This is a genomic window from Streptomyces sp. bgisy130, assembly GCF_057708345.1.
Map to the genome: position 1 here is coordinate 140,898 of NZ_JBYISA010000002.1, position 22,204 is coordinate 163,101.

The 22,204-nt window shown below is 71.2% G+C and carries 19 protein-coding genes; 5 read left to right on the forward strand and 14 right to left on the reverse strand.

Features of this window, described 5'->3' with window-relative positions:
• The 5 genes from AC3EUV_RS03365 to AC3EUV_RS03385 all read right to left on the reverse strand — a co-directional run bounded on the left by AC3EUV_RS03365 (position 1) and on the right by AC3EUV_RS03385 (position 5,628).
• On the reverse strand, positions 1-1,578 hold the full coding sequence (locus tag AC3EUV_RS03365) for an amino acid permease (protein WP_435602113.1): 1,578 nt from the start codon (positions 1,576-1,578) through the stop codon (positions 1-3).
• Entirely contained in the window at positions 1,575-2,312 is a 738-nt protein-coding gene (locus tag AC3EUV_RS03370; protein ID WP_432142689.1) for a FadR/GntR family transcriptional regulator, read from the reverse strand. The genes AC3EUV_RS03365 and AC3EUV_RS03370 overlap by 4 nt, the downstream gene beginning before the upstream one ends.
• A gap of 119 nt (positions 2,313-2,431) precedes the next feature.
• A complete protein-coding gene (locus tag AC3EUV_RS03375; protein WP_432142690.1) occupies positions 2,432-3,037 on the reverse strand; it encodes a GNAT family N-acetyltransferase in 606 nt (201 codons plus the stop codon).
• Between the two features lie 150 nt (positions 3,038-3,187).
• A complete protein-coding gene (locus tag AC3EUV_RS03380; RefSeq protein ID WP_432142691.1) occupies positions 3,188-3,880 on the reverse strand; it encodes a response regulator in 693 nt (230 codons plus the stop codon).
• On the reverse strand, positions 3,877-5,628 hold the full coding sequence (locus AC3EUV_RS03385; protein ID WP_432142692.1) for a sensor histidine kinase: 1,752 nt from the start codon (positions 5,626-5,628) through the stop codon (positions 3,877-3,879). Before AC3EUV_RS03385 ends, AC3EUV_RS03380 begins: the two co-directional genes overlap by 4 nt.
• Before the next feature lie 227 nt (positions 5,629-5,855).
• Here AC3EUV_RS03385 and AC3EUV_RS03390 point away from each other — a divergent pair, with 227 nt between their 5' ends.
• From AC3EUV_RS03390 to AC3EUV_RS03400, 3 genes are all read left to right on the forward strand, one after another.
• Entirely contained in the window at positions 5,856-6,671 is an 816-nt protein-coding gene (locus AC3EUV_RS03390) for an ABC transporter ATP-binding protein (RefSeq protein WP_435602114.1), read from the forward strand.
• A complete protein-coding gene (locus AC3EUV_RS03395; protein WP_432142694.1) occupies positions 6,661-7,533 on the forward strand; it encodes an ABC transporter permease in 873 nt (290 codons plus the stop codon). Before AC3EUV_RS03390 ends, AC3EUV_RS03395 begins: the two co-directional genes overlap by 11 nt.
• A gap of 75 nt (positions 7,534-7,608) precedes the next feature.
• A complete protein-coding gene (locus AC3EUV_RS03400) occupies positions 7,609-8,649 on the forward strand; it encodes an ABC transporter substrate-binding protein (RefSeq protein ID WP_435602115.1) in 1,041 nt (346 codons plus the stop codon).
• A gap of 30 nt (positions 8,650-8,679) precedes the next feature.
• Here the strand turns inward: AC3EUV_RS03400 and AC3EUV_RS03405 are convergent, their stop codons facing one another.
• From AC3EUV_RS03405 to AC3EUV_RS03430, 6 genes are read right to left on the reverse strand one after another with little or no spacing between them, the layout of a single operon-like run.
• Positions 8,680-9,744 (reverse strand): trypsin-like serine peptidase, encoded by a 1,065-nt coding sequence (locus AC3EUV_RS03405; RefSeq protein WP_435602116.1) that lies wholly within the window; start codon positions 9,742-9,744, stop codon positions 8,680-8,682.
• Between the two features lie 9 nt (positions 9,745-9,753).
• Entirely contained in the window at positions 9,754-10,896 is a 1,143-nt protein-coding gene (locus tag AC3EUV_RS03410; protein ID WP_432142697.1) for a trypsin-like peptidase domain-containing protein, read from the reverse strand.
• A complete protein-coding gene (locus AC3EUV_RS03415; protein WP_435602117.1) occupies positions 10,893-13,901 on the reverse strand; it encodes an AAA family ATPase in 3,009 nt (1,002 codons plus the stop codon). The genes AC3EUV_RS03410 and AC3EUV_RS03415 overlap by 4 nt, the downstream gene beginning before the upstream one ends.
• The gene (locus tag AC3EUV_RS03420) at positions 13,882-15,018 is read right to left on the reverse strand and encodes a P-loop NTPase family protein (protein WP_435602118.1); all 1,137 of its coding nucleotides are present in this window, start codon (positions 15,016-15,018) and stop codon (positions 13,882-13,884) included. Before AC3EUV_RS03420 ends, AC3EUV_RS03415 begins: the two co-directional genes overlap by 20 nt.
• Positions 15,019-15,025: 7 nt before the next feature.
• Entirely contained in the window at positions 15,026-15,961 is a 936-nt protein-coding gene (locus AC3EUV_RS03425) for an alpha/beta fold hydrolase (RefSeq protein ID WP_432142700.1), read from the reverse strand.
• Positions 15,962-15,978: 17 nt separating this feature from the next.
• Positions 15,979-16,875, reverse strand: coding sequence for a DNA/RNA non-specific endonuclease (locus AC3EUV_RS03430; RefSeq protein ID WP_432142701.1), 897 nt, complete (start codon positions 16,873-16,875; stop codon positions 15,979-15,981).
• A gap of 193 nt (positions 16,876-17,068) precedes the next feature.
• Here AC3EUV_RS03430 and AC3EUV_RS03435 point away from each other — a divergent pair, with 193 nt between their 5' ends.
• Entirely contained in the window at positions 17,069-17,212 is a 144-nt protein-coding gene (locus AC3EUV_RS03435) for a hypothetical protein (protein ID WP_432142702.1), read from the forward strand.
• A gap of 131 nt (positions 17,213-17,343) precedes the next feature.
• Here AC3EUV_RS03435 and AC3EUV_RS03440 read toward each other — a convergent pair whose 3' ends face one another.
• The gene (locus AC3EUV_RS03440) at positions 17,344-17,535 is read right to left on the reverse strand and encodes a DUF6381 family protein (protein WP_423663761.1); all 192 of its coding nucleotides are present in this window, start codon (positions 17,533-17,535) and stop codon (positions 17,344-17,346) included.
• Positions 17,536-17,963: 428 nt separating this feature from the next.
• On the opposite strand from AC3EUV_RS03440, the gene AC3EUV_RS03445 reads away from it, so the two are divergent.
• On the forward strand, positions 17,964-18,986 hold the full coding sequence (locus AC3EUV_RS03445; protein ID WP_432142703.1) for a hypothetical protein: 1,023 nt from the start codon (positions 17,964-17,966) through the stop codon (positions 18,984-18,986).
• 85 nt (positions 18,987-19,071) lie between these two features.
• Here AC3EUV_RS03445 and AC3EUV_RS03450 read toward each other — a convergent pair whose 3' ends face one another.
• Together AC3EUV_RS03450 and AC3EUV_RS03455 are read right to left on the reverse strand one after the other, a co-directional pair.
• Complete coding sequence (locus AC3EUV_RS03450) at positions 19,072-19,569, reverse strand: DUF6328 family protein (RefSeq protein ID WP_432142704.1); 498 nt, start codon at positions 19,567-19,569, stop codon at positions 19,072-19,074.
• Positions 19,566-22,124, reverse strand: a complete 2,559-nt coding sequence (locus AC3EUV_RS03455; RefSeq protein ID WP_435602119.1) for an ATP-dependent Clp protease ATP-binding subunit — start codon at positions 22,122-22,124, stop codon at positions 19,566-19,568. Before AC3EUV_RS03455 ends, AC3EUV_RS03450 begins: the two co-directional genes overlap by 4 nt.
• Between the last annotated feature and the right edge of the window lie 80 nt (positions 22,125-22,204).

The following is a 22,204-nucleotide window of genomic DNA, read 5'->3' on the forward strand; positions in this document are numbered from 1 at the left end:
TCAGTTCTCGGTGCTTTCGGTGCTGTGGGGGTTGTCTGTGCCGTGGGTGTTCTTGGTGCGCTGAGCGGGGGGTGTGGTGTCCGGGTGCTCGCCGCGTGCCTGTGCCGCCGCGGCTTCCTGGAGCGTGCCGACCCGGCCCCGTACCAGGAACCAGCCGCCGACCAGTGCGGCCACGATCAGCGGCAGCGACAGCACGGTGGTGCGGCCGGCTCCGCCGTCGGCCCACATCAGCACCAGGACGCCCGCCAGGAAGGCCAGCGTCACGCACTCGGTCCACGGGGAGCCGGGGAGCCGGTAGCCGGGGCGGACGAGCTGCCCGGCGCGGGCCTTCCGCCAGAAGAGCAGATGGCAGAGCATGATCATCGCCCAGGTGCTGAGGATGCCGATCGCCGCGAAGTTCAGCACGATCTCGAACGCCTCGCTCGGCACGACATAGTTGAGGCCCACGCCCAGCACACAGATCCCCGAGGTGAGCAGGATGCCGCCGTACGGGACCTGGCTGCGGCTCATCACGCCGGTGAACCGCGGCGCGGAGCCGGACATCGCCATCGAGCGCAGAATGCGCCCGGTGGAGTAGAGGCCGGAGTTGAGGCTGGACATCGCGGCGGTCATCACGACGAGGTTCATCACGCCGCCCGCGGCCGGTATCCCGATCTTGGACAGCACGGTGACGAAGGGGCTCTCCCCGGCCGAGTACGCGCTCCAGGGCAGCAGCATCGCCAGCAGGACCACCGAGCCGACGTAGAAGACGGCCACCCGCCACATGATGGAGTTGATCGCCTTCGGCATGATCTTCTCCGGCTCCGCGGTCTCGCCCGCCGTGACACCGACCAGCTCGACCGACGCATAGGCGAACACCACACCCTGGATGACCAGCAGCATCGCCAGGGTCCCGGTCGGGAAGATGCCGCCGTGGTCGGTGACCAGCGAGGGGCCGGGGGAGTGGCCGCCGACCGGGTGCTGGGTGACCAGCAGGAAGATGCCGATCAGCATGAAGACGACCAGCGCACCGACCTTGACGATCGCGAACCAGAACTCCAGCTCGCCGAAGATCTTCACGGAGATCAGGTTCACGGTCAGCACGACCGCGAGCGCGATCAGCGCGATCACCCACTGCGGTATGTCGGAGAACATGCCCCAGTAGTGCGTATAGGTCGCCACCGCCGTGATGTCGGCGATTCCGGTGGTCGCCCAGTTCAGGAAGTACATCCAGCCCGCGACGAACGCGCCCTTCTCGCCGAGGAACTCCCGGGCGTAGGACACGAACGCACCCGAGGACGGCCGGTGCAGCACCAGCTCACCCAGCGCGCGCACCACGAGGAAGGCGAACAGACCGCAGAGCGCGTACGCCACGGCCAGCGACGGTCCGGCACTGGCGAGCCGGCCGCCGGCGCCGAGGAACAGGCCGGTGCCGATGGCCCCGCCGATCGCGATCATGTTGATGTGCCGGGACTTCAGGGACTTCTGGTAGCCGGCGTCACCGGCGTCCACATGCCCGCCCGGCTGCCGCTGCGCGGCGTCCTGCGAGGTGCTCTGTTGTTGCTGCCGTTCCGCCTGCCGGAGGGATTGCTCGCTCACGCGTGATCCTCGTCTTCCGTGGAGGGGTCCGTGCGGTGCTGGGACCGCACGATGGTGGTCAGCGTCGTCTCGACGCGGGCGAGGTGGTGCGCCATGGCTTCCACCGCGTCGTGCTCGGAGCGGTCGACGAGTGCCTCGACGATCGCCCGGTGTTCCCGGTTCGACTGCTCGCGCCGGCCGCCGAGCTCATTGAGGAAGGCGGACTGGCGGGCCAGCGCATCCCGGATCTCCTCGATGACCCGGCGGAAGACCGGATTGCCGGCCGCCTGGGCGATGGCGAGATGGAAGAGGCTGTCCATCGCCACCCACGCGGTGGTGTCGGTCTCCTGCTCCATCCGCTCCAGCAGATGGTTCAGCTGATCGAGGTCCTCCGTCGTGTGGCGCACCGCCGCGTAACCGGCCACCGGGATCTCCACATGGCGACGGACCTCGAGCAGGTCGCTCGCCGCGTAGTCGCCGAAGGTCGGGTCCGCCACGGCGCCGGCGGAGATGACGAAGGTGCCCTTGCCGGTGCGCGAGACCGTGAGCCCCATGGTCTGGAGCGCCCGCAGCGCCTCCCGGAGCACGGGTCTGCTCACTTCCAGCCGCCGGCAGAGCTCCGCCTCGGAGGGGAGCTTGTCCCCGACCGCGTACTCGCCCCGCTCGATGGCACCGCGCAGATGGTTCAGGACCGCTTCCATCGCGCTGATCCGTCGGGGCATCTCGCCAGCTGTCTGGCTGTCTGACAGGTTCACCCCGGGATCGTCGAGTCCAGCCGGGGGAGCTGTCAAGGGGTGCGGCGCAGATCATCTCCGGATGGAGCCGGAGTCCGCGCCACTCCCTCCCGCTTCAGTTCCGCTCCGTACCGCCTCCGCTACTGCGGGTGGGGCCATGCCTCGTCACGCCGTCCGCCGTCGCGGAAGTCCAGCATGTAGAAGACCTTGTCGTAGCGGCGGCCGCCCATCGCCACGAAGTCGGGCAGCCGGCCGTATTCACGGAAGCCGAGCGACCGGTAGAGGGTCAGTGCCCTGGTGTTGTCGGCCCGGGCGTCCAGCGTGAGGACCTCGATCCCCGCGTCCCGGGCGTCCTCGACCAAGGCGCTGGTCAGCGACCGGCCGAGGCCCCGGCCATGGGCCTCGGAGGCCACCGCGATCTTCTCCAGATCCGCATGCTGCCGATTGGTCGGCCGGGCATAGCGCAGCCAGTACCCCAGCCCGACCAGCCGCGGGCCCGCGTACGCCGCCCGCAGTGCCCCGTCCCCGGTGTGTGCGGCACGCAGGACACGGTCGGCCAGCTCCGCCACCTCGCTCCGTCCGGGCGGGTCGACCCAGCCGAGCGGTGCGCCGCCGTTGACCAGGTCCGCCAGGATCCGGTGGGCCGCCTCGGCGAAGTCCGCCGCCCGGTCCGCGTCGGCGGCCAGCTGGCGGGCGTCCAGGATCTCCGGCCCGGGGTCCGTTCCGTTGGCTGTCGTTGCATTCATGATCGGCAGCCTAGGGGGCGGCCGGCGCCCGCTGCCATGGAGCGGCGGAGGGGGCAACTCCGGCTGCGGCCAAGGGGGATGGATGCCCCGGGGGAGCCGGACGGGCCCTGCGAGCGGCGACTGTGGGTCGGCGTCCGGCGGACGGGACGGTCAGTGGGTGCCCGCCCAGCGGTAGCGGTGTTCGGGGCGCCCGGTGTCCCCGTATTTCAGGGTGAGGGTGATGTGGCCGCTGCGTTCGAGGTGCTTCAGATAGCGCTGGGCGGTGGAGCGGCTGACGCCGGCGCGTGCGGCGACCTCGTGGGCGGACAGCGGGTGTCCGGACGCGCCCAGGACCCGGCGGATCAGGTCGACGGTCGCGGCCGAGTGGCCCTTGGGGAGCTCGGTGTGCGGGGCGTCGGTGGTCCGGAAGGCACCGAAGATCCGGTCCACCTGTTCCTGGCCGGCGTCGCCCCGGCCACCCAGTCCCTCGACGGTCCGGCGGAGCGCCGCATAGCCGTCGAGCTTGGCGCGCAGCCCGGAGAAGCCGAACGGCTTGACGAGATATTGCAGCGCCCCGGAGCGCATCGCGTCCTGGACCGTGCCGACGTCCCGGGCCGCGGTCACCATGATCACGTCGGTGCGGTGGCCGAGCTGCCGCAGCCGGCGGACCAGGCTCAGGCCCGTCTCGTCGGGAAGATAGTGGTCGAGCAGCACCAGATCGACATGGGTGCGCTCCAGTGTGGCCAGCGCCTGGGCGGCGGTGTGTGCGCGGCCGGTGACCCGGAAGCCGGACACCTGGGACACATACGCGGCATTGATCTCGGCGACGTGGAAGTCGTCGTCCACGACCAGGACATCGATCATCGTGCGGTTCCGCTCCCCAAGGGTCTTCGCTTCCGTGACTCCATTCGTTCCGGCCGTTCCGGGCGCTCCATCCGCTCCATCCGCTCCGGACACCGGGGTGCGCCCCGCACCGAGGCGTCCTCCGGGGCGAGGGCCTCGGGCAGGACGACGGTGAAGACCGCACCGCCGCCCGCGCGGGCGGTCACCCTGGCCATCCCGCCATAGCGTTCGGCGAGGCGGCGCACCAGCGCCAGGCCGATGCCCCGGCCGCGGTGGAAGGCCACCGGGCCCGCGGGCGCGCCCTCCCCGGGGACGGGCCGGGCGGCCTTGGTGGACCAGCCCTCGGCGAAGATCCGCTCCCGTAGCTCCGGTGGCACGCCCGGCCCGGTGTCCGAGACCCGCAGTACGGCGGTGCGGTGCTCGGCCCGCAGCTCCACCTCGACGAACGGCTCGGCGCGGCGGCGCTCCGCGGCGGCGTCCAGCGCGTTGTCGAGGAGGTTGCCCAGCACCGTCACCAGGTCGCGCGGGTCGACCACGGCGTCGGGCAGCAGCGTCGATGGTGACACCCGCAGGGAGACCCCGCGTTCGGCCGCGATCGCCGCCTTGCCGACGAGCAGCGCGGACAGCAGCGGATCGGACACCCGCTCCGCGATCTGTTCCGCGGACGCCCGCTGCGCACTGGCCACTTCGGTGACGAACTCCACCGCCGTCTCGTACCGGCCGAGCTCCAGCAGCCCGCGCACGGTGTGCAACTGGTTGGCGTGCTCGTGGTCCTGGGCCCGCAGGGCGTCCAACAGCCCCTGGGTGCTGTCCAGTTCACGCCCCAGCAACTCCAGCTCGGTACGGTCCCGCAGCGTCACCACCGCCCCGCCGTCCTGGGTCGGCATACGGTTGGCGACCAGCACCCGGCCGCCGCTGACGGCCAGCAGATCCGGGCCGGCCACCCGCCCGGCCAGCACCTCGGCCGTCCGGCCCGGCGGCAGCACCTCCTCCAGCGCCCGGCCGGCCGCCCGGGCGTCCAGTCCCAGCAGCCGTCCGGCCTCGTCATTGACCAGCCTGATCCGGCCGCGCCGGTCGACGGCGACCACGCCCTCACGGATACCGTGCAGCATCGCCTCGCGCTCTTCGAGCAGTGCGGAGATATCGGCGAACGCCACCCCGTGCGTACGGCGGCGCAGCCGGCGGGAGAGCACGATGGCGGCCAGCACTCCGACGGCCAGCGCGGCGCCCGCGTACCGCAGCAGCTCCGGGATGGTGCCGAGCAGCCGCTCCCGGACGCTGTCGTAGGCGATCCCGACCGACACCGCGCCGACGATCCGGCCGCGGTCATCGCGCAGCGGCACCTTGGCGCGGGCCGAACGCCCCAGCGTGCCGGTGTCGATCTGCCGCACCTGCCGTCCGGCGAGGGTCCGGCTCGGGTCGGTGGAGACATGCCGGCCGATCTCCGCGGGGTGGGTGTGCGACCAGCGCACTCCGCGGGTGTCCATCACCACGATGTACAGCGCGCCGGTCGCGGTACGGATCCGCTCCGCGTCGGCCTGCACCGGCCCGTGGGCGTCCGGCGCGGTGGCGACCAGCTCCCGGGCGAGGTTCGGGTCGGCGGCGGTGGTCTGGGCGATGGACAGGGCCCGGCGCATCGCCTGGTCGTCCAGCTCGGCGCCGAGCGGGGCGAGGAAGAGACTGGTGGCGAGCACCATGACCCCGGTGGTCAGGGCCACTTGCGCGGTCAGTACCTGCGCAAAGACCCGTCGGGGCCAGCGGATCCGCATGGGCTCTCCCTTGTCTCCGGCCCTCCGCACCCGTGCGGAACCGAAACTTCCTTTTTCTTGTGGGGTGCCGGCACCGTAAGCCGTGCGTGAGCACCTGTGTACCCCCTGGTAGCCCCTTAGTGGTTCTAGCGTGAGCAAAATGAGCACAACAGGGTTTGCGCGCAGAAAGGCGGCTTGCGCCCACAAGGCTGCCGTTGCGGCCCGTATCGCTCCTAGCCTCGCGGCCCATGAGTAGCCACACGAGCCCCGCGATCGAACTGCGGGGTACGAGCAAGGCATTCCGGACGCCCTCGGGGGCGCTGCACACCGCCGTCCGGGATCTGGATCTGGTCGTCGAGCGCGGTGAGTTCGTCGCGGTCGTCGGGCCCACCGGGTGCGGTAAGTCCACCACGCTGACGCTGGTCAGCGGCCTGGAGGAGCCCACGGAAGGCGAGGTGCTGGTCGGCGGTGAGCCGGTCCGCGGCATCGGGGACAAGATCGGGTTCGTCTTCCAGCAGGACGCCGTCTTCCCCTGGCGCACCGTGCTGTCGAACGTGATGGCCGGCCCCCGCTTCCGCGGCGTACCCAAGGCCGAGGCCCGGCGGCGGGCGCGGGACTGGCTGGCCCGGGTCGGACTGGCCGCCTTCGAGGACCGCTATCCGCACCAGCTGTCCGGCGGGCAGCGCAAACGGGTCGCCCTCGCCGCGACCTTCGTCAACGACCCCGAACTCCTGCTCATGGACGAGCCGTTCTCCGCGCTCGACGTCCAGACCCGGGCGCTGATGTCGGACGAACTGCTGGAGCTGTGGTCGGGGACCGGCGCCTCCGTCGTGTTCGTCACCCACGACCTGGAGGAATCCATCGCCCTCGCCGACAAGGTCGTGGTCATGACCGCCGGCCCGGCGACCGTGAAGGAGGTCTTCGAGATCGGTCTGCCGCGCCCCCGGAAGGTCGAATCGGTCCGGCTGGAGCCGAGGTTCATCGAGATCTACCGGGAGATCTGGTCCTCGCTCGGCGAAGAGGTCCGGATCACCCGCGAGAGGGGTGCCGCAGATGCCGCCTGAGACCGTCGCGCCGGCCAAGTCCCCGGCCGGCGCGGGCCGTACGGTCCGATCCCGGGCCAGAGAGCGGGCCGCGCGCCGGCACACCTTCCTGGTCCACGGCACCCGGGTGCTGCTGCTCGTCGGGCTGCTCGGGCTGTGGGAGGGGCTGGCCCGGGCCGCCGTCATCGATCCGTTCAACTTCTCGATGCCCTCGAAGATCTGGGACCAGATGAGTCAGTGGGCGCTGCACGGCACCCCGCAGGGCTCGCTGTGGGAGCAGATCTGGTACACGCTCTACGAGGCGCTGCTCGGCTGGGTGATCGGTGTCATCGGTGGTGTGGTGCTGGGGATCGCGCTCGGCCGGATCCGCTTCCTCGCGGATGTGCTCGGCCCGTACATCAAGGTGCTCAACGCCCTCCCGCGGATCGTCCTGGCCCCCATCTTCCTCATCTGGTTCGGCCTCGGACCGGCCTCCAAGGTCGCCTCCGCCGTCGTCCTCGTCTTCTTCCCGGTGTTCTTCAACGCCTTTCAGGGCGCACGGGAGGTCGACCGCAACCTGGTCGCCAACTCCCGGATCCTCGGCGCGAGCAACCGCCAGGTCACCCTGTACGTGGTGATCCCCTCCGCCACCTCGTGGATCTTCACCAGCCTGCACGTCAGCTTCGGCTTCGCGCTGATCGGCGCGATCGTCGGTGAGTACATCGGTGCGACCAAGGGCCTGGGCCTGCTGGTCTCGGCGTCCCAGGGCACCTTCAACGCGGCCGGGGTGTACGCCGCCATGGTGATCCTCGCGGTGGTCGCGCTGCTCGCCGAGGGGCTGCTGGCCTTCCTCGAACGGCGGCTCTTCCGCTGGAAGCCCGCCGATACCGCGGGCGGCCGCTGAGCCGTCCGGCCGACCCCGCGGGCGGCCGCCGAGCCGAACCCACCCATCCGTTCCCACCTCACAAGGACGTGACTCATGCGTACCGCACGGAAGTTCCCGGTCGCTCTGGCCGCCGCCGGCCTCACCCTGACCACCCTCACCGCCTGCGGTGGCGGCACGTCCGGGGCCGCCGCCTCGGACGACGCGAACGGCAAGATCAAGATCATGGTGGGCGGCCTCGACAAGGTCATCTATCTGCCCGCGAGACTCACCCAGCAGCTCGGCTATTTCGAGGACGAAGGCGTTCACGTCACCCTGCTCACCGAACCGGCCGGTGTGCAGGCCACCACCTCGCTGGTCTCCGGCGACGTCCAGGGCGTCGTCGGCTTCTACGACCACACCCTCGATCTTCAGGTCAAGGGCAAGCAGGTCGAATCGGTGGTACAGCTCGCGCACGCCCCCGGCGAGGTCGAGGTCGTCTCGAACAAGGCGGCCGGCGAGCTCACCTCGCCCAAGGACTTCAAGGGCAAGAAGCTGGGCGTCACCGGCCTCGGCTCCTCCACCGACTTCCTGACCAAGTACCTCGCGGTGAAGAACGGTGTGCAGACGAACGAGTTCACCCCGGTCGCGGTCGGCGCCGGCCAGACCTTCCTCTCGGCCCTCCAACAGGGCTCGATCCAGGGCGGGATGACGACGGATCCGACGGTCGCCCAGGTCGTGGACAAGAACCTCGGCAAGGTCCTGCTCGATATGCGCACCCCCGAGGGCTCACAGAAGGCGCTCGGCGGCCCCTACCCGTCGTCCAGTCTCTACATGAACACCGACTGGGTGAACAGCCACAAGAAGACCGTGCAGAAGCTCGCCAACGCCTTTGTGAAGACCCTCAAGTGGATGTCCACGCACACCCCTGAGCAGATCGCCGCGAAGATGCCCGCCGACTACGCCCAGGGCGGCAAGAAGCTCTACGCCCAGGCGATCAAGGACACCCTGCCGATGTTCACCGAGGACGGGGTGATGCCGTCCGACGGGCCGGCGACCGTCGAGCGTGTGCTGAAGGCATTCAACCCCAACCTCAAGGACGCCACGGTGGATCTGAAGAAGACCTACACCACCGAGTTCGTCAAGAAGTCGGGCTGACCGGGGTGGACGCGGCCAACCCGCGACGGCTCAGACGAAGTTGATGTCGGCCCGGCTCAACAGCGGATCCTCCACCAGCTGCCACAGCGGCACGGCGAAGTTGCCGAAGCCGTAGCGGCCGCCGAAATGCAGGCCCAGGACCCGGTGGTCGGTGAGGTCGATGACGGGTGAGCCGCTGTTGCCGCCGAGCGTGGAACAGTCGTGCTTGATGACGTTCTGGCCCGGCACCAGCTCCGTGGTGGTGCCGGGCTGAAGCCGCTTGACGTTGTAGATGTCCATGAAGATCCGGCGCATCGACTCCGGCTCGTTGCGCCGGCCGTCGTACGCCGGATAGCCGACGCAGTACACCGGGCGTCCGGGCAGATCGGCGGGCGCGTCCGCGGCCACGGCCAGCGGCGCGGGCAGCGGCCCGCCACCGGCCGGCGGCGCGACCCGCAGCAGGGCCAGGTCCACGTCCTCATGGATGCCCAGCACCTTGACGACGTCATAGGCCGGGCCGCCGCCTGCCGCGTCGCCGCCGTACTCCTCACCCATGTCGAGCCGGGCGCTGATGCCCTGCTGAAAGGTCCAGCCGGTGCCGTCGCCACGGGCGAACTCCGCCGCCACATGACGGTTCGTCAGCACCACGTCCGGGCCGACCAGGAACGCCGTACCCAGCCAGTCCAGGCTCAGATGCCCGGACAGCTCGACCCGGCCCACCCGCGCGAGCGACTCCCGGATCGCCGCCCGATGGCCGTCCAGCACCGCCCAGTCGCCCTGCTGCGGCGCGAAGTCATGGTTCTGGACGAGGATGGCGGGGCGCCCTTCGAGCAGCACGATGGCTTCCATGCCGAAGGACTCGTCGTCGTCGATCTCGTCCGCCCGCCCCTCGGCGAGCTTCTCCAGACCGCTGGCGCCCGCCGACAGCACCCGGGCCCGCTCCTGCTGGGCGAACTGCCCGATCTGTCCGGCGGGCAGCTCCTCGGGCGGCAGCTCCTCCAGGGATTCCGGGATCTCCCAGCTCAGCCCGTCCTTCACCCTTGCTGCGACCTCCCGCAGGTCCGAGAAGACCTGCTCGGGACCGGCCGCCACCGGTGATCTGCGCCGACTGTGCATCTCGCCTCCTCAGCCGCGCTGGGCGGCCTGTTGCGCCGTCTCGATCTCGGCATGGAGACCGGGGCTGCTGGTCTGTAGATGGCGCATGACGCTGCGCATCTGGGTGCCGACATTGACGAAGGCCGTCGTCCTGCCCTGGAACTGCACGTTCTCCACCCGCCGGGTCCCCCGGTGGAGCGCCACCACCCGCCAGTCGTCCGTGAAGACCGGTGACCCCGAGGACCCGCCCCGGGTGTCGGTGAAGTAGCGGACATCGGTCTCGTCCGCCTCGTAGACGAGGTTGTTGCGCAGCGCGACCCGCTTCGGCTGGCCACCCGGGTGCTGGATGATGTTGACGGCCACATAGTCGCCGCCGGTGACCCGCAGCGGCTCCGCCGCCAGCTTCAGCACCGGCCGCGCGGGCTCGGCGGCCAGCCGCAGCACGGCGTAGTCCAGCTCCGCGTCCGCGGCGACGAGTTCACTGACGGTGGCCTCCTCCGTCTCCACCTCATCGGTGTCGAAGTCGAACCGGGCAAGGGTGTGCTGGGCCTGGAGGCCCAGATCCCCGGCGTCGGCGAGCGGCCGCCCCGCCCCGGTCCCGGCCCTGGCGTTGACCACATGGTGGTTGGTGACCAGCAGATCCGGAGCGATCAGCCACCCCGTACCGGAGTGCGGGAAGCCGTTCGGCTGGAGCGGAGCGCCCCCTTGGTACGGCGGCACCTTGAGCCGGGCCACCGCACCACCCGCCAGCTCACCGCCGCGGAGGAAGCCGATCGGCACCGTGTCGTCCCGGTGGACGATCTGTTCCTTGATCTCCGCGGTGGGGGAGGGCAGTCCGGCCAGCACATCCGGCTCACCGCCCGCCTGCCGCGCCACATCGTCCAGGGCCTTCTGGAAGACGGTGAGCGGGGTGGCCTCGGTGGTCTCGGCGACGGCGTTGCGCAGCCAGATCTCCAGCGGCACCGAGCCGTCCACCAGCCGCTCCACCCGGTTCATCTCGTTCAGGTCGGAGTGCGCCTGCCGGCCGGGCGCCGGATGCAGCGGCAGCGTGCTGCGGTAGCGGGGCATGATGCCGTCGAGCAGCAGCGGCCGGACGGTGGGGTCGGCCAGCCCGGTCTCCACCGCGGCGTCCAGCACCTGGCGGATCTCATCGGGCGAGAGATAGGCGGTCATCGGTCCTCAGGCCCCGCGGGGCCGCTCCCTTCGTCCTGCGCATGGCCCCCGTGCTCCGGCCCGGGGGCCGCGTGGCTCGCCGTACGGGCACCGGTGCCCGCGCCCATGGCCGCGGCCACCCCGGCGACGATCTCCCCGCTCTTGTCGCGTACGGCCAGCAGCCGCCGGGCGAGCGTGTCGAGGGTGCCGCGGTCCCGGGCCAGCCGCAGGATCCCGGTGATGCCGGTCGGCGCGCCGCCGGCCGGCTCCCGGGACGGACCCGCGGCCTCGTCCAGGATCTCCATCACCCGGCCCAGCAGCGCCGGTTGCCGGCTGGTCGCGCGGCGCATCGCCGCGCCCAGCGTGTCCAGCGTCTCGTCGTCGGCCGGCAGCCCCACCACCTCCAGCGCATGGTCGAGGGCGCCGGGGGCCCGGTCGTAGATCTGTGAGGCGACCGCGCGGACCAGCACCGGCCGGTCGGCGAGCACGGCATCGGGCAACATCCGCAGCCGCTCGGCGAGTTGACGGTCCGCCTCCGGGTCGGCCCCGTCGGCGCCCGCCGTCAGCCGGGCGCGGGCCAGCAGCGCGCCCATCGCTTCGAGGTCCTGCCCCAGACCGACCGCGACATCCTCCGCCACCCGCAGCGCACGGCCCGCGCTCTCCAGGTCACCCGCCTCCTCCGAGAGCCGGGCGGAGAGCAGCAGCAGCTCCAGCCGGCGCTCCCCGCAGCCCGCGCGCTCCGCCCCGTCGATGGCGTCCGCCGTGGCCCGAAGGGCCTCCTCCCGCCGGCAGAGCCGGTTGAGGGCCTCGGCGAGCAGCGCGTGCAGAGGGCTGCACGGGGTCCAGGGCTGTCGTCGGCCGAGCCGGTCGAAGGCCGCCTGGGCGTAGCCCTGCGCCAGCAGATCCTCCACCTCGCGGGCCGCGATCCGTTCCCAGTCCTCCTGGTCGGCGCCCGCCGCGACCTGATCGGGAGTACCGCCGCCGAGCCTGGCCGTCAGCAGGCCCGCGGCGCGCGGCGTCATGTCCTGCTGCGCCCCGACCAGGAACCGCTCGACGCCCGGCAGCCACCGCTCCTCCACCGAGCGCGGGTTCTCATCGAGCCGCAGCCGGTGGTAGATCTCCTCGGCTCGCGCCTCCAGGCCGTCGCGCGCGGCGTAGTGCTCGACCGCGCGCCGTTCGACCTCGCGCATCACGTCGGTACGGTCGCCGCCCGGCAGCCGCAGCATGATGGCGCGGACATCGCTGCGGTAGCGCACGGCGTCCGGGCGGGCCGGCTCGACCATGTCCAGCCGGCCGAACTCCTCGAAGAGCGCCCGGGCTTCGTCCGCCGACGCCACCTGGAGCCCACAGGGTTCGGCGAGCACCTCCTTGATGATCTCGGGCGTGATGAACCGGAGCACCAGCCCGGGGCGGGCGAGCCGGCGGACGTTCTCGTCGGTGATGTGGCTGAGGATGCGGTCGTAGAGAATCCCCTGGACCAGCAGCTGGTCGACCCGGCGGAAGACCTGATGACGGCGTTCGGGCAGGCTGCGGATCAGCTCGCAGGTCCGCTCGGCCCCGGCGCCCGCGAGGATGGCGGCGCGGGCGGCCAGCTTCAGACTGAGCGGGTGGCCGCCGACCCGGTCCGCCAGCGCCCGTGCCACCTCCGGGTCCTTGACCCCGCAGGACGTCAGCAGACCGACGGCCGCCTCCGGATCGAGTTCACCGAGTTCGATGTCGAGCGACTCGACGGTCTTCGCCGGATGCTCGACCGGCGCCCTCCCGGAGACGATGAGCCGCATCCGCGGATAGACGCTCTGGAACGAGAGACCGATCGCCACCATCCGGCCCACCACCGGCGATCCGCGGTACTGCGCCTCCTCGAACGAGTCGACGACCAGCGCGAACGGCGGGTCCTCCGGATGCTCCCCGTCCTTCCGCTCCGCCACCGCCCGCCGCAGCACCTCGGCGAGCCGGCGGATCAGATCCGTCTCCCGTCCGGCGGCCAGCGACTGGAACTCCTGCGAGGAGCGGCGCCCCAGCACGGCCCGGGTGGTGGCGAGTTCATGCAGCTGAGTCACCCGCTCCTGCCCCTCTCGCTGGCTGCGCGCCCCGCCCTGACACTCGTGCGCCAGCGCGTCCAGCTCGGTGCGGTGCGCCGGGAACTGGATGCCGAGCTGCCGGGCCACCTCGGCGATCAGCGTGAGCGGTTCCTGGATCGAGAGGGTGGGCCGCTCGAAGTCGATATAGGCGAACGGGAAGCAGCCGGCCGGGTGATGGATGCTGTCGAGCACGAACTTGGCGAGCAGGGTGCTCTTGCCCATCCCGCCGGGCCCGTGCACGACCAGCGCAGGGACCAGCCGCGGGTGCTGCTCGGGCTGCGCCCCGGCCGCCGCGGGCCCGCCGGGCGCGACGACATAGTCCCGTAGCTCCGCGAGCTCGCGGTCGCGCCCCTGGAACGGCGACCGTACGAGGCGCTCCAGGGGGTCGAGCAACCGGGCCCGCTCCAGGGTGAGCTGGAGCTCCGCGGTGTCCGGCAGCCCGGTCGTGCCCGGGACCCGCGAGAGCCACAGCACCGCCTGGAGGGCATCGGCCAGCTCGTCGGTGGTCAGCCGGTCCATCGCCGGCGGGTGGCCGGAGAGGTAGGCCAGCGCGAAGCGTTCCGGGCCGGGTTCGCCGGGGAGCTGGTCGAGATGGCACTCCAGGAGGTGCCGGGCGGCCGCGGGCCCGGCCAGCCCCCGGAGCGTCCGGTCCCGGAGATCGGACTTGAGGGACCACCCGGCCTGGTCCTGCATCCCCAGGGTCGTGCAGTCGTCGACCAGTTCCAGGACCGCGCCGCCGGTGGCGTCCTCCTCGCCGGGCAGCCGGAGCCGCTGGGGATCGAAACGGCTCAGCAGACAGACCGCCTCCCGGTAGGCACGGCGGGCGTCGGAGACCTCCGGGGTCCGCTCCTCGTCCGGGTGCAGCTCCGCGCGCAGGCGGGCGACGAACAACTCCCGTGCCGCGGCCGGGTCCAGCGGGCGGTGGTCAGAGGGACTGGTAGACACGGATGGCCCCCTCCGCTGCCGTGCAGAGCTTGCGCATATAGCCCTCGCGGTCTGTCCCGTCCGTCCCGTCCGCCCCGGTGGCGCGCACCACCTCTTGCACGGCCGCGTCCACGAGCGTGGCGATGGCGGATTCCCGGAGCTGTCCCGTACCGAGCATCTCCGGTGGCGACTCATGGAAGGCCTGGTCGAAGAAAGTGCGCAGATCGTCGGGTTCGGCGATCCGCGCGGTGTCCCAGGCCAGATTTCCCCGCAGGTCGTAGGGGAGTTGACGCATCGAGCGCCCGTATCCGAGGAGCACCAGCCGGGGCGCCTGGTCGCCGCGGACCGCGGCGTGCTCGTAGATGGCCATGCCGAGTTGTCCGATGAAGTCCCACACATCGGAGCTGGGATCGAGCTTGTCGCATTCGTCGAGGACCAGCCAGAGCCGCTCCTCGACGGCGGTGGCCCGGCCGGCCACCCAGTGCGCGGCCTCGTCGATCGACGGCAGCGCGTCGTTGAGTTCCGTGGGATTCAGCGGTGCGGCGCTTTCCTGCGGATCGGCGACGAAGTCGGCCAGCCGCCGTACGACCTTGGCGGCGGTGGCGGTGTGCGACAGGGTGACGCGCACCGGACGGAATCCCGCGTGCTGGCCGATATGGCGGAGGAAGTTGTAGGTGTACGACCTGCCGCTGCCCGGCTCGCCGTCGACCAGCAGAATGAACTTATCGGGGTCCGCGACGAACCGGCGCAGGGTCTCCCGCAGGTCCTGGCGGTCGATGAAGGCCTCGGCGCCGTTCTTCAGGACGCAGGTACGGAAGTTGTCCCGGTCGGCGTGGGCACCGAAGTCCTCCCGCAGCCGGGCCAGGAATTCCTGCGCCTTCACGATGTCCGGAAGCACGGCCAGCCGGTCGATGGTGGTGAGGGCCTCGACGAGCCGCAGCTGCCGCTGGATGTCCGTGCGGGACTGGTACACGAGGGTGCGGGCGTTGTCCGAGCTGATCTGCGTCAGCCGCAGCTCGCCGATGAATTCCGGCGGGAAGCCGTACTGGGCGAGCTGGGTGTGCGGATCGGTGGTGTCGAGCAGATAATTCCGCGCCCACGTGGTGACCAGGTCCCACTCCGTTTCGGTCAACGGCATACCGCACCTACCCGGTACCGTCGAAGATCCGCTGAACCGGTGCCCGGACCTCGTGCTGCGACAGATATTCGCTGATGCCGTGGTGATTGCCGCTGTCATTCGTGACCAGCAGATCGGTGACCCGCTCCTGCGGGGCGTACTCCGGCCGCAACGTGTGGTCGAGCGCCACCAGATCCCGCAGGTCCGAGGCGTTGCGCCAGGCCGCGACCCCGGCCGGGACCGCCGGCGGCCGCGCCAGATGGTCCTGCACCTCGGTGATCGCCAGCGGCGATCCGACGGTGACCAGCAGCTCCACCTCCCGCCCCTGCTCCATCAGCACCTCGTAGGCGATGATCGTGCCCAGGCTGTGGCCGACCACCACCAGCGGGCCGCCGTCCACCTCCGCCAGCGTCTCCTTGACCACCTCACGCATCGCCGGCCCCGCCCCGCCGAAGAAGTAGGCGTGCACGTCCTTGAAGGCGTGCTTGACCAGCAGCCGGAACACTGCCGTACGGCCGGACCGGGGCAACGGCAGCGTCTCCAGCGGCAGCTCCGCACCGGGCTCCTCGGGCTCGCCGGCCCGTGCCAGCGTGTCCGCGAGATACGTCATGTTCCGCAGCCAGTCGACCAGCGCGCTCTCATCGGCCCCGGCCCGCCCCTCCAGCGCGATCTCCCCGGCCTCGAGCCGCGCTTCCCCCAGCGTGCGCGCCACGAAGTCCTCCGGCGGCTCCGTCGCGGCCCGGTCCAGGGCGGCCGGCAGCTCCTCGATCGGCTCCGTACGGCCGTCCAGCGGATCCGGCCGCAAGTCGGGCAGCGGCTCCGGATAGCGCACCGGGGCCCAGTACGCCATCCGCGACGCCTCGGCCATGTCCCGGCCGAACAGCGCGGTGTCCCACTGGGACTTGAGCAGTTCCGTGCGGACCTTGTTCCCGTTCCCGTGGACATAGACGACCCTGGGTCGCATCGCTCGCGCCTCCCGCCTCAGCCGCGCCGCAGCACGATGTCGTCGTACGACGCGAGCCGCTTCCAGCGCTCGTCCGGCGCCCAGGTGACGGGCATCAGATCGACGCCGGGCAGCGGCCCCAGGTCCAGCGAGGTCAGCTCGGCGACATCCTTCACCGGCACCTGGAACGTCCGGAACGCCCCCAGCGGCGGCGGCGCGCCCGCCTGCGCCCCGGCCAGCGCCCGCTCCGCGTCCCGGGTCAGATCAGGGCTCTGGTCGAGCACGTACCCGGTCGCCGCCAGCGCGCCGTCCTGGAGGAACGCCGCCACCTTCCAGAAGCGCAGCGGCACTTGCACGCCCCGGTACGGCGGATCGGAGTCGTGCAGTACGGGCCCGGTCAGTACGGCGAGCTTGCGGTCGAAGTCGGCGGCGTGGTCGAGCAGATAGTTCTCCAGCCCCTGCCACAGCTTCTTGCCCTGGTTGAAGACATCCGCCTGCGGGGCCGCGTTCGTGTAGTGAAAGGTGTCCTCATTGGCCTGGTCCGCCTCCGCGGCCGCACCCCACACGGGGTCGAGCCGGCGCACCAGATGCCCCTTGTCCAGCGAGTTGTCGCGGTACACGTCATTGCCCGTCTGGTGGGCCTTGTCCAGCCGCGGATCGAACTGCCAGCTGCTCTCCCGCGGCACATGATCCAGCAGACGCTCACCATCGATACAGACCGCGGTGGCCACCGCCATCCGCCGGTCCGGCCGCAGCACCACGGTGAAGTGGGTGTACGGCAGCACCACCGTCGCCACCTCGGGGCGGCTGGGCAGCGGCAGCGGCACCGGAACCCCGAGGAAGTGCTCGTCATAGCCCGCACGGTCCGCCAGCGGCGGCCGGGAAGTGGTCCCGGCCGCCGCGCCGGCGGCTCGTGGGGAGTCTGAGGGGATCATGGGATTAGCGCTTCCCGGTGGTGCGGACCACCGATCGGTGCCCACCTCGAAGCCACTCGAACAGCCGGGCGTACCGGCGCCGCTCCGGCCCCGGCGGGCCCGTTCAGGCGGTTGGGCAGGGCGGGGCGTTCGGACGCCGACGGGCCACGGAACGCATCCAGGCGTCGCCCCCACCGCGCGCTAAGGATTTCCCATGGCCGACGGGTCGTTCCGGGGCGGCTGCCGCGCCTTCCACCGCGACATCGTGCGCAACATGCCGCCCACCCAGAGCCCCGACTTCTATGTCTCCGGAAGGCCCGGCGACGCCGTTCTGGAGCAGCGGCCGTTCACGGTGTGAGGGGACGGGGAGGCCGGGAGACGGCGGTCGGGGGAGGCTTACGGAACACGGCGGACGGGACGCGCTCTGGAGGCGCGTCCCGTCCGCCGTCTCTCGGTGTGCTTCCGCCCTCGGGCGAGCACGCGCGGCCTTCAGTCGGCGGGGTAGATGTCTCCGCTGGCCATACCGCTTTCCTGCTCGCTCTGGGACTGGAGCCTGCGTGCCTTCTCCCGGAGCCGCTTCTGCTCCTCCGGGTCACCGGCCCGCTCCGCGGCCGCCTGGAGTTCCTGGGCCTTGTCACGCATCTGCTGGATTCGTGCGCGTGATTCTCCTGATGCGCTCATGATCTGTCCTTGAACGGTGTATGGAGAGCTGCCCTTACCAGCTAATCAGGGTCGACGGCCCTTGGCACTCGGAAGTCACGCTCCGTACGGTCGGGTGTCCGGGCGTAATTCCCGGAGCGGAACAGGCGCCGCTCGTGTCCTTTCCCGGCGTGTCCGGAAACGCAGCGAATCCGGCCGGGACGTGACCGCCGACCGCGGCACGCCCGGGTATTTCGGCGTGTCTCCACCGGATGGCCTTCCTGAATGGCGAGAACGACCCGTAGGGACGTTGGCTGAAGCACAGCACGCTCACAGTCCGCCGAGTGTCAGCGCTTCTGGTGTTTGACGCTCCCCTCGTTCAGTGGAGTCCCTCCATGTCATCCGAACCAGCTCTTTGTGGGGGCGACGCCGACCTGTCCTCGACAGAACCCGGCGAGCACTTTCCGCCCATGCCCCCTGAGAAAAACTCGGCCCGCACCCTTCTGTGGGAGGCAGTCACCCAGCGGCCCTTGGAGGAAGTCGCCGCCCTTGTGGAACGGCTCAAGCGCAGTGGCGACGTTCCCAACCCCGGCGACGAAGCCCTGCGCATGGCGGTCGTTTCCCGGCCGGTGAGCGAGGTCGCCGCGCTCTTCGACCTGCTCAAGGCCACCCCGCACACCGCGGAATCGAGCCATGACGCCCTGCGCGCGGTGGCCGTCGACAGATCCGTGGAGGAGGTCGCCCAGCTGATCGAGCTGTTCGACCGGGACGGCGGCCCCGACGTCCCCGGCCTCGTGGAACAGTTCCCGCCCGGCCCCGGTGGCCCCGGGGGCTTCGGTGTGCCAGGCGGCCTCGGCGGCCCCGCTGACCCCCTCGAAACGGAGCGCACCGCGTCCATGCACGTCCTCGACCCCGACGTCCGCCCTCTGGGCCGCGACGGGCAGCCGCTGTACGGCGCGCAGAGCGAATCCCCGATGAATCAGCCGCCCAGCCGTCCCCCGTGGGCCCAGCGGTCCGCGGGCACCATGCCGCAGGGCGGTCCGCGCTGGGCCCCCGCGGACGAGGCGCCGCGCCAGCCGGGCTATGCGATGCCCGGCGTGCTCCAGTCCGTGCTGCGCTGGCCCGCGGCCCTGGCGCTGGCGCTGTGCGGGCTGAGCCATCTGCCGGTGCACTCGACGCATCTCCAGGGCGCCCAGGCGACCGCCGGGCTCTCGATGGCCATCGCCATCGTCTACCTGCTGCTGGCCGGCTGGCTGGCGATGCACGACACCGCCCTGGTCTGGACGGTGAGTGCCGCCGCAGCGATGATCATCATCGCCCTGCACGCCCTGTCCCGGGCCGGGGTCTTCGCTCCACTGGGCAGCGGGCTGGGCGACACCGGCATGTGGCCCGAACTCCTCGCGGTGGGGCTGGCGATCGTCAGCGCCGGGCTCGCGGGTGCAGCGCTGCTCTACCGCCCGCGCCGTATGGGCGCGGCCGCCGCGGGCGTGTGACTGCCGACCGCACACCGCCGCTCAGGGCGCGGGCCGGGACCCTCACATGGGTCCCGGCCCGCGCCCTGGTCCGTGTGACGGCGGCTCATTCCCGGTCCGAGTAGTGGTGCAGCACCCAGACGGGCAGCGCGAACCAGCAGAGCATGAACCAGGCGACGAGTCCGGCGACGATCCAGGGGACGGCGGTGTCGTCCATCGCGATGCGCAGGATCAGCAGCAGTGCGGAGGCGACCGTCGCCAGGAGCAGCACGATCCCGACCATCGACAGGCGCGCGGCCCAGAGCACGGTCTCCGGCTTCAGCCGGTGCCCGGTGACCAGCCGGTGGAAGGTCACCGTCCCGATCAGCGCGCCGGTCGTGGCCGCCCCGAGCAGAACCGTCACCACGTAGATGGTCTGGTCGGTCTGACTGAGCGTGGGGAAGCGCGGGGTGAAGGCGACGGTGAGCAGGAACCCGAAGAGGATCTGCACCCCGGTCTGGATGACCCGCACCTCTTGCAGCAGCTCGTTCCACCGCCGGTCGGCACGCTCCTCGGCCGACTCATGACGTCCTAGCGAGGTGTCACGCGGACCCAGTGGAGTCACCCGGACTCCTGCTGCCGCTTGCCGGTACGGAACGCCAGCTCGTTGGCGTCCACCTCGATGCGTACCTCGTCCCCGTTCGCCAGGGCGCCGTCGAGCAGCAGCCGCGAGAGGATGTTGTCGACCTCGCGCTGGATGGTGCGCCGCAGCGGCCGGGCCCCGTATTCGGGCTGATGGCCGCGGTGGGTGAGCCAGTCCACGGCGCCGGGGGTGAACTCCACGGCGATGTCCTGGGCGTGCAGCCGGCGGCGGGTCCCGTCCAGCAGCAGCTCGGTGATCTGGCGCAGCTGGTCGTCGGTGAGCCGGCGGAAGACGATGATCTCGTCGAGCCGGTTCAGGAACTCCGGGCGGAAGTGCTCGCGCAGGGAACTCAGCGCCCGTTCCCGCGCCCCGTCGCCGGCCTCCGCCCCCGAGATGTCCGGGACGAACCCGAGCACCCCGCGACCGCCGCTGAGCGCATCGGAGCCGAGGTTGCTGGTCATCACGATGACGGTGTTCTTGAAGTCGACCGTGCGGCCCTGGGAGTCGGTCAGATGCCCGTCGTCGAGGACCTGGAGCAGCATGTTGAAGACATCGGGGTGGGCCTTCTCCACCTCGTCGAGCAGCAGCAGCGAATAGGGGTGGTGGCGCACCGCCTCGGTCAGCTGGCCGGCGTCCTCGTGGCCGACGTATCCCGGGGGCGCGCCCACCAGCCGGCTGACGGTGTGCCGCTCCTGATACTCACTCATGTCCAGCCGCACCATGCGCTCCTCGCTGCCGAACAGCGCCTCGGCGAGCGCCCGGGCCAGTTCGGTCTTGCCCACGCCGGTCGGGCCGAGGAAGAGGAAGCTGCCGATCGGGCGGTCCGGGTCGGCGAGTCCGGCCCGTGAGCGCAGGATCGCGTCGGAGACGGCCGTCACCGCGTCGTCCTGTCCGATAACCCGGGTGTGCAGCCGTTCCTCCAGCTTGAGCAGCCGCTCCTTCTCCTCCTGGGTCAGACTGCTCACGGGCACGCCGGTCTGCCGCGACACGATCTCCGCGATGTCCTCCGCGGTGACCTGCACGATGTGGCAGTCGCTCGGCGGCTCCGCCTGACCGGCCTCGATCCGCGCGGTGAGGTCCGCGATCCGGTCCCGCAGCTCGGTGGCCCGTTCGTACTGCTCCGCGGCGACCGCCTGGTCCTTGTCCCTGACCAGCTGCTCCACCTCACGCTCCAGATCGCGCACATCGGTGGCCTTGGCGCCCGTACGGAGCCGGACCCGGGCGCCGGCCTGGTCGATCAGGTCGATCGCCTTGTCGGGGAGGAAGCGGTGGGCGATGTAGCGGTCCGAGAGCTCGACCGCCGCCACCAGCGCCTCCTTCGTGTAACGCACCTGGTGATGGGCCTCGTAGCGGTCCTGTAGTCCGCGCAGGATCTCCACCGTGTCGGAGACGCTCGGCTCGGGCACCAGGATGGGCTGGAAGCGACGGGCCAGCGCGGCGTCCTTCTCGATGTGCCGCCGGTACTCCTCCAGCGTGGTGGCGCCGATGACATGCAGTTCCCCGCGCGCCAGGGCGGGCTTGAGCATATTGCTCGCTTCCAGGGAACCGCCGTCCCCGCTGCCGCCGCCCGCCCCGACGACCGTGTGGAGTTCGTCGATGAAGACGATCAGCGAGTCGGGGTGCGCCCGGACCTCCTCGATGATGCCGTTCATCCGCTCCTCGAAGTCACCGCGGTAGCGGGTCCCGGCGACCACCGCCGTCAGGTCCAGGGCGACGACCCGGCGCCCCGCCAGGGTCTCGGGAACGTCCCCGTCGGCGAGGCGCTGGGCCAGGCCCTCGACGATCGCCGTCTTGCCGACCCCGGCGTCGCCGACCAGCACCGGGTTGTTCTTCCCGCGGCGGGAGAGCACCTCGATGGTCTGCTCGATCTCCTCGCCGCGGCCGATGACCGGGTCGATCCGGCCCGCGCGGGCCAGGTCGGTCAGATCGCGGCTGTATTTGTCGAGCGTCGGGGTGTCGTGCTTCGGTGCGGCGCCGTGCTCGGAGCCCGGGTGCGGGGCCCCGTGGCCGGCCTGCGGGGTGCTCTGCGGCTCGAAGTGGGCGAGGTTGAGAATGCGCCCCGCCGCCGAGTCCGGATTGGCCGCCAGGGCGTCCAGCACATGCTCCGGGCCGATGTACGAGGCACCGTTGTCCCGTGCCAGCTCGTGCGCGCTCAGCAGGGCCCGCTTGACCGCGGGCGTCACGGCGACGCTGGACTGTTTCGGGCCCGAACCGGCGGCCCGGTCGATCTCGGCCGCCAGCGCATCGGGGTCCGCCCCGGCGTGCTGGAGCATGCTGCGGGTCGGTTCGGACGCCAGGGCGGCCCGCAGCAGGTGCTCGGTGCCGAGCTCCGGACTGCCGTGCTCGGCGGCGTAGGCGGCTGCGGAGGTCACCAGATCCCGGGTGGGGGCGCTCATCATGCGCGCGATGTCCGCCTGCCGGGGCTTGCCCTTGCCCTGCTCACCGCCGGCGGACTGCGCGGAACCGAAGAAGCGCGCGAGGAAGTCACCGAACGGGTCCGGGCCGTAACCCTCCGGACCCATGAATCCATTGCTCATGTGTGTCCGTTCCGCTGTCACGGCGGTACCGCGACATGCTGCCTGGTCGGGTGCCTTGTGCTGTTGCCTCGTGGCTCCTG

Coding starts and splice junctions, on each gene's coding strand:
- AC3EUV_RS03375 (WP_432142690.1), bottom strand. CDS start 3,037: ATGAATGCAACGACAGCCAACGGAACGGACCCCGGGCCGGAGATCCTG.
- AC3EUV_RS03380 (WP_432142691.1), bottom strand. CDS start 3,880: ATGATCGATGTCCTGGTCGTGGACGACGACTTCCACGTCGCCGAGATC.
- AC3EUV_RS03385 (WP_432142692.1), bottom strand. CDS start 5,628: ATGCGGATCCGCTGGCCCCGACGGGTCTTTGCGCAGGTACTGACCGCG.
- AC3EUV_RS03390 (WP_435602114.1), top strand. CDS start 5,856: ATGAGTAGCCACACGAGCCCCGCGATCGAACTGCGGGGTACGAGCAAG.
- AC3EUV_RS03395 (WP_432142694.1), top strand. CDS start 6,661: ATGCCGCCTGAGACCGTCGCGCCGGCCAAGTCCCCGGCCGGCGCGGGC.
- AC3EUV_RS03400 (WP_435602115.1), top strand. CDS start 7,609: ATGCGTACCGCACGGAAGTTCCCGGTCGCTCTGGCCGCCGCCGGCCTC.
- AC3EUV_RS03405 (WP_435602116.1), bottom strand. CDS start 9,744: ATGCACAGTCGGCGCAGATCACCGGTGGCGGCCGGTCCCGAGCAGGTC.
- AC3EUV_RS03410 (WP_432142697.1), bottom strand. CDS start 10,896: ATGACCGCCTATCTCTCGCCCGATGAGATCCGCCAGGTGCTGGACGCC.
- AC3EUV_RS03420 (WP_435602118.1), bottom strand. CDS start 15,018: ATGCCGTTGACCGAAACGGAGTGGGACCTGGTCACCACGTGGGCGCGG.
- AC3EUV_RS03425 (WP_432142700.1), bottom strand. CDS start 15,961: ATGCGACCCAGGGTCGTCTATGTCCACGGGAACGGGAACAAGGTCCGC.
- AC3EUV_RS03430 (WP_432142701.1), bottom strand. CDS start 16,875: ATGATCCCCTCAGACTCCCCACGAGCCGCCGGCGCGGCGGCCGGGACC.
- AC3EUV_RS03435 (WP_432142702.1), top strand. CDS start 17,069: ATGGCCGACGGGTCGTTCCGGGGCGGCTGCCGCGCCTTCCACCGCGAC.
- AC3EUV_RS03440 (WP_423663761.1), bottom strand. CDS start 17,535: ATGAGCGCATCAGGAGAATCACGCGCACGAATCCAGCAGATGCGTGAC.
- AC3EUV_RS03445 (WP_432142703.1), top strand. CDS start 17,964: ATGCCCCCTGAGAAAAACTCGGCCCGCACCCTTCTGTGGGAGGCAGTC.
- AC3EUV_RS03455 (WP_435602119.1), bottom strand. CDS start 22,124: ATGAGCAATGGATTCATGGGTCCGGAGGGTTACGGCCCGGACCCGTTC.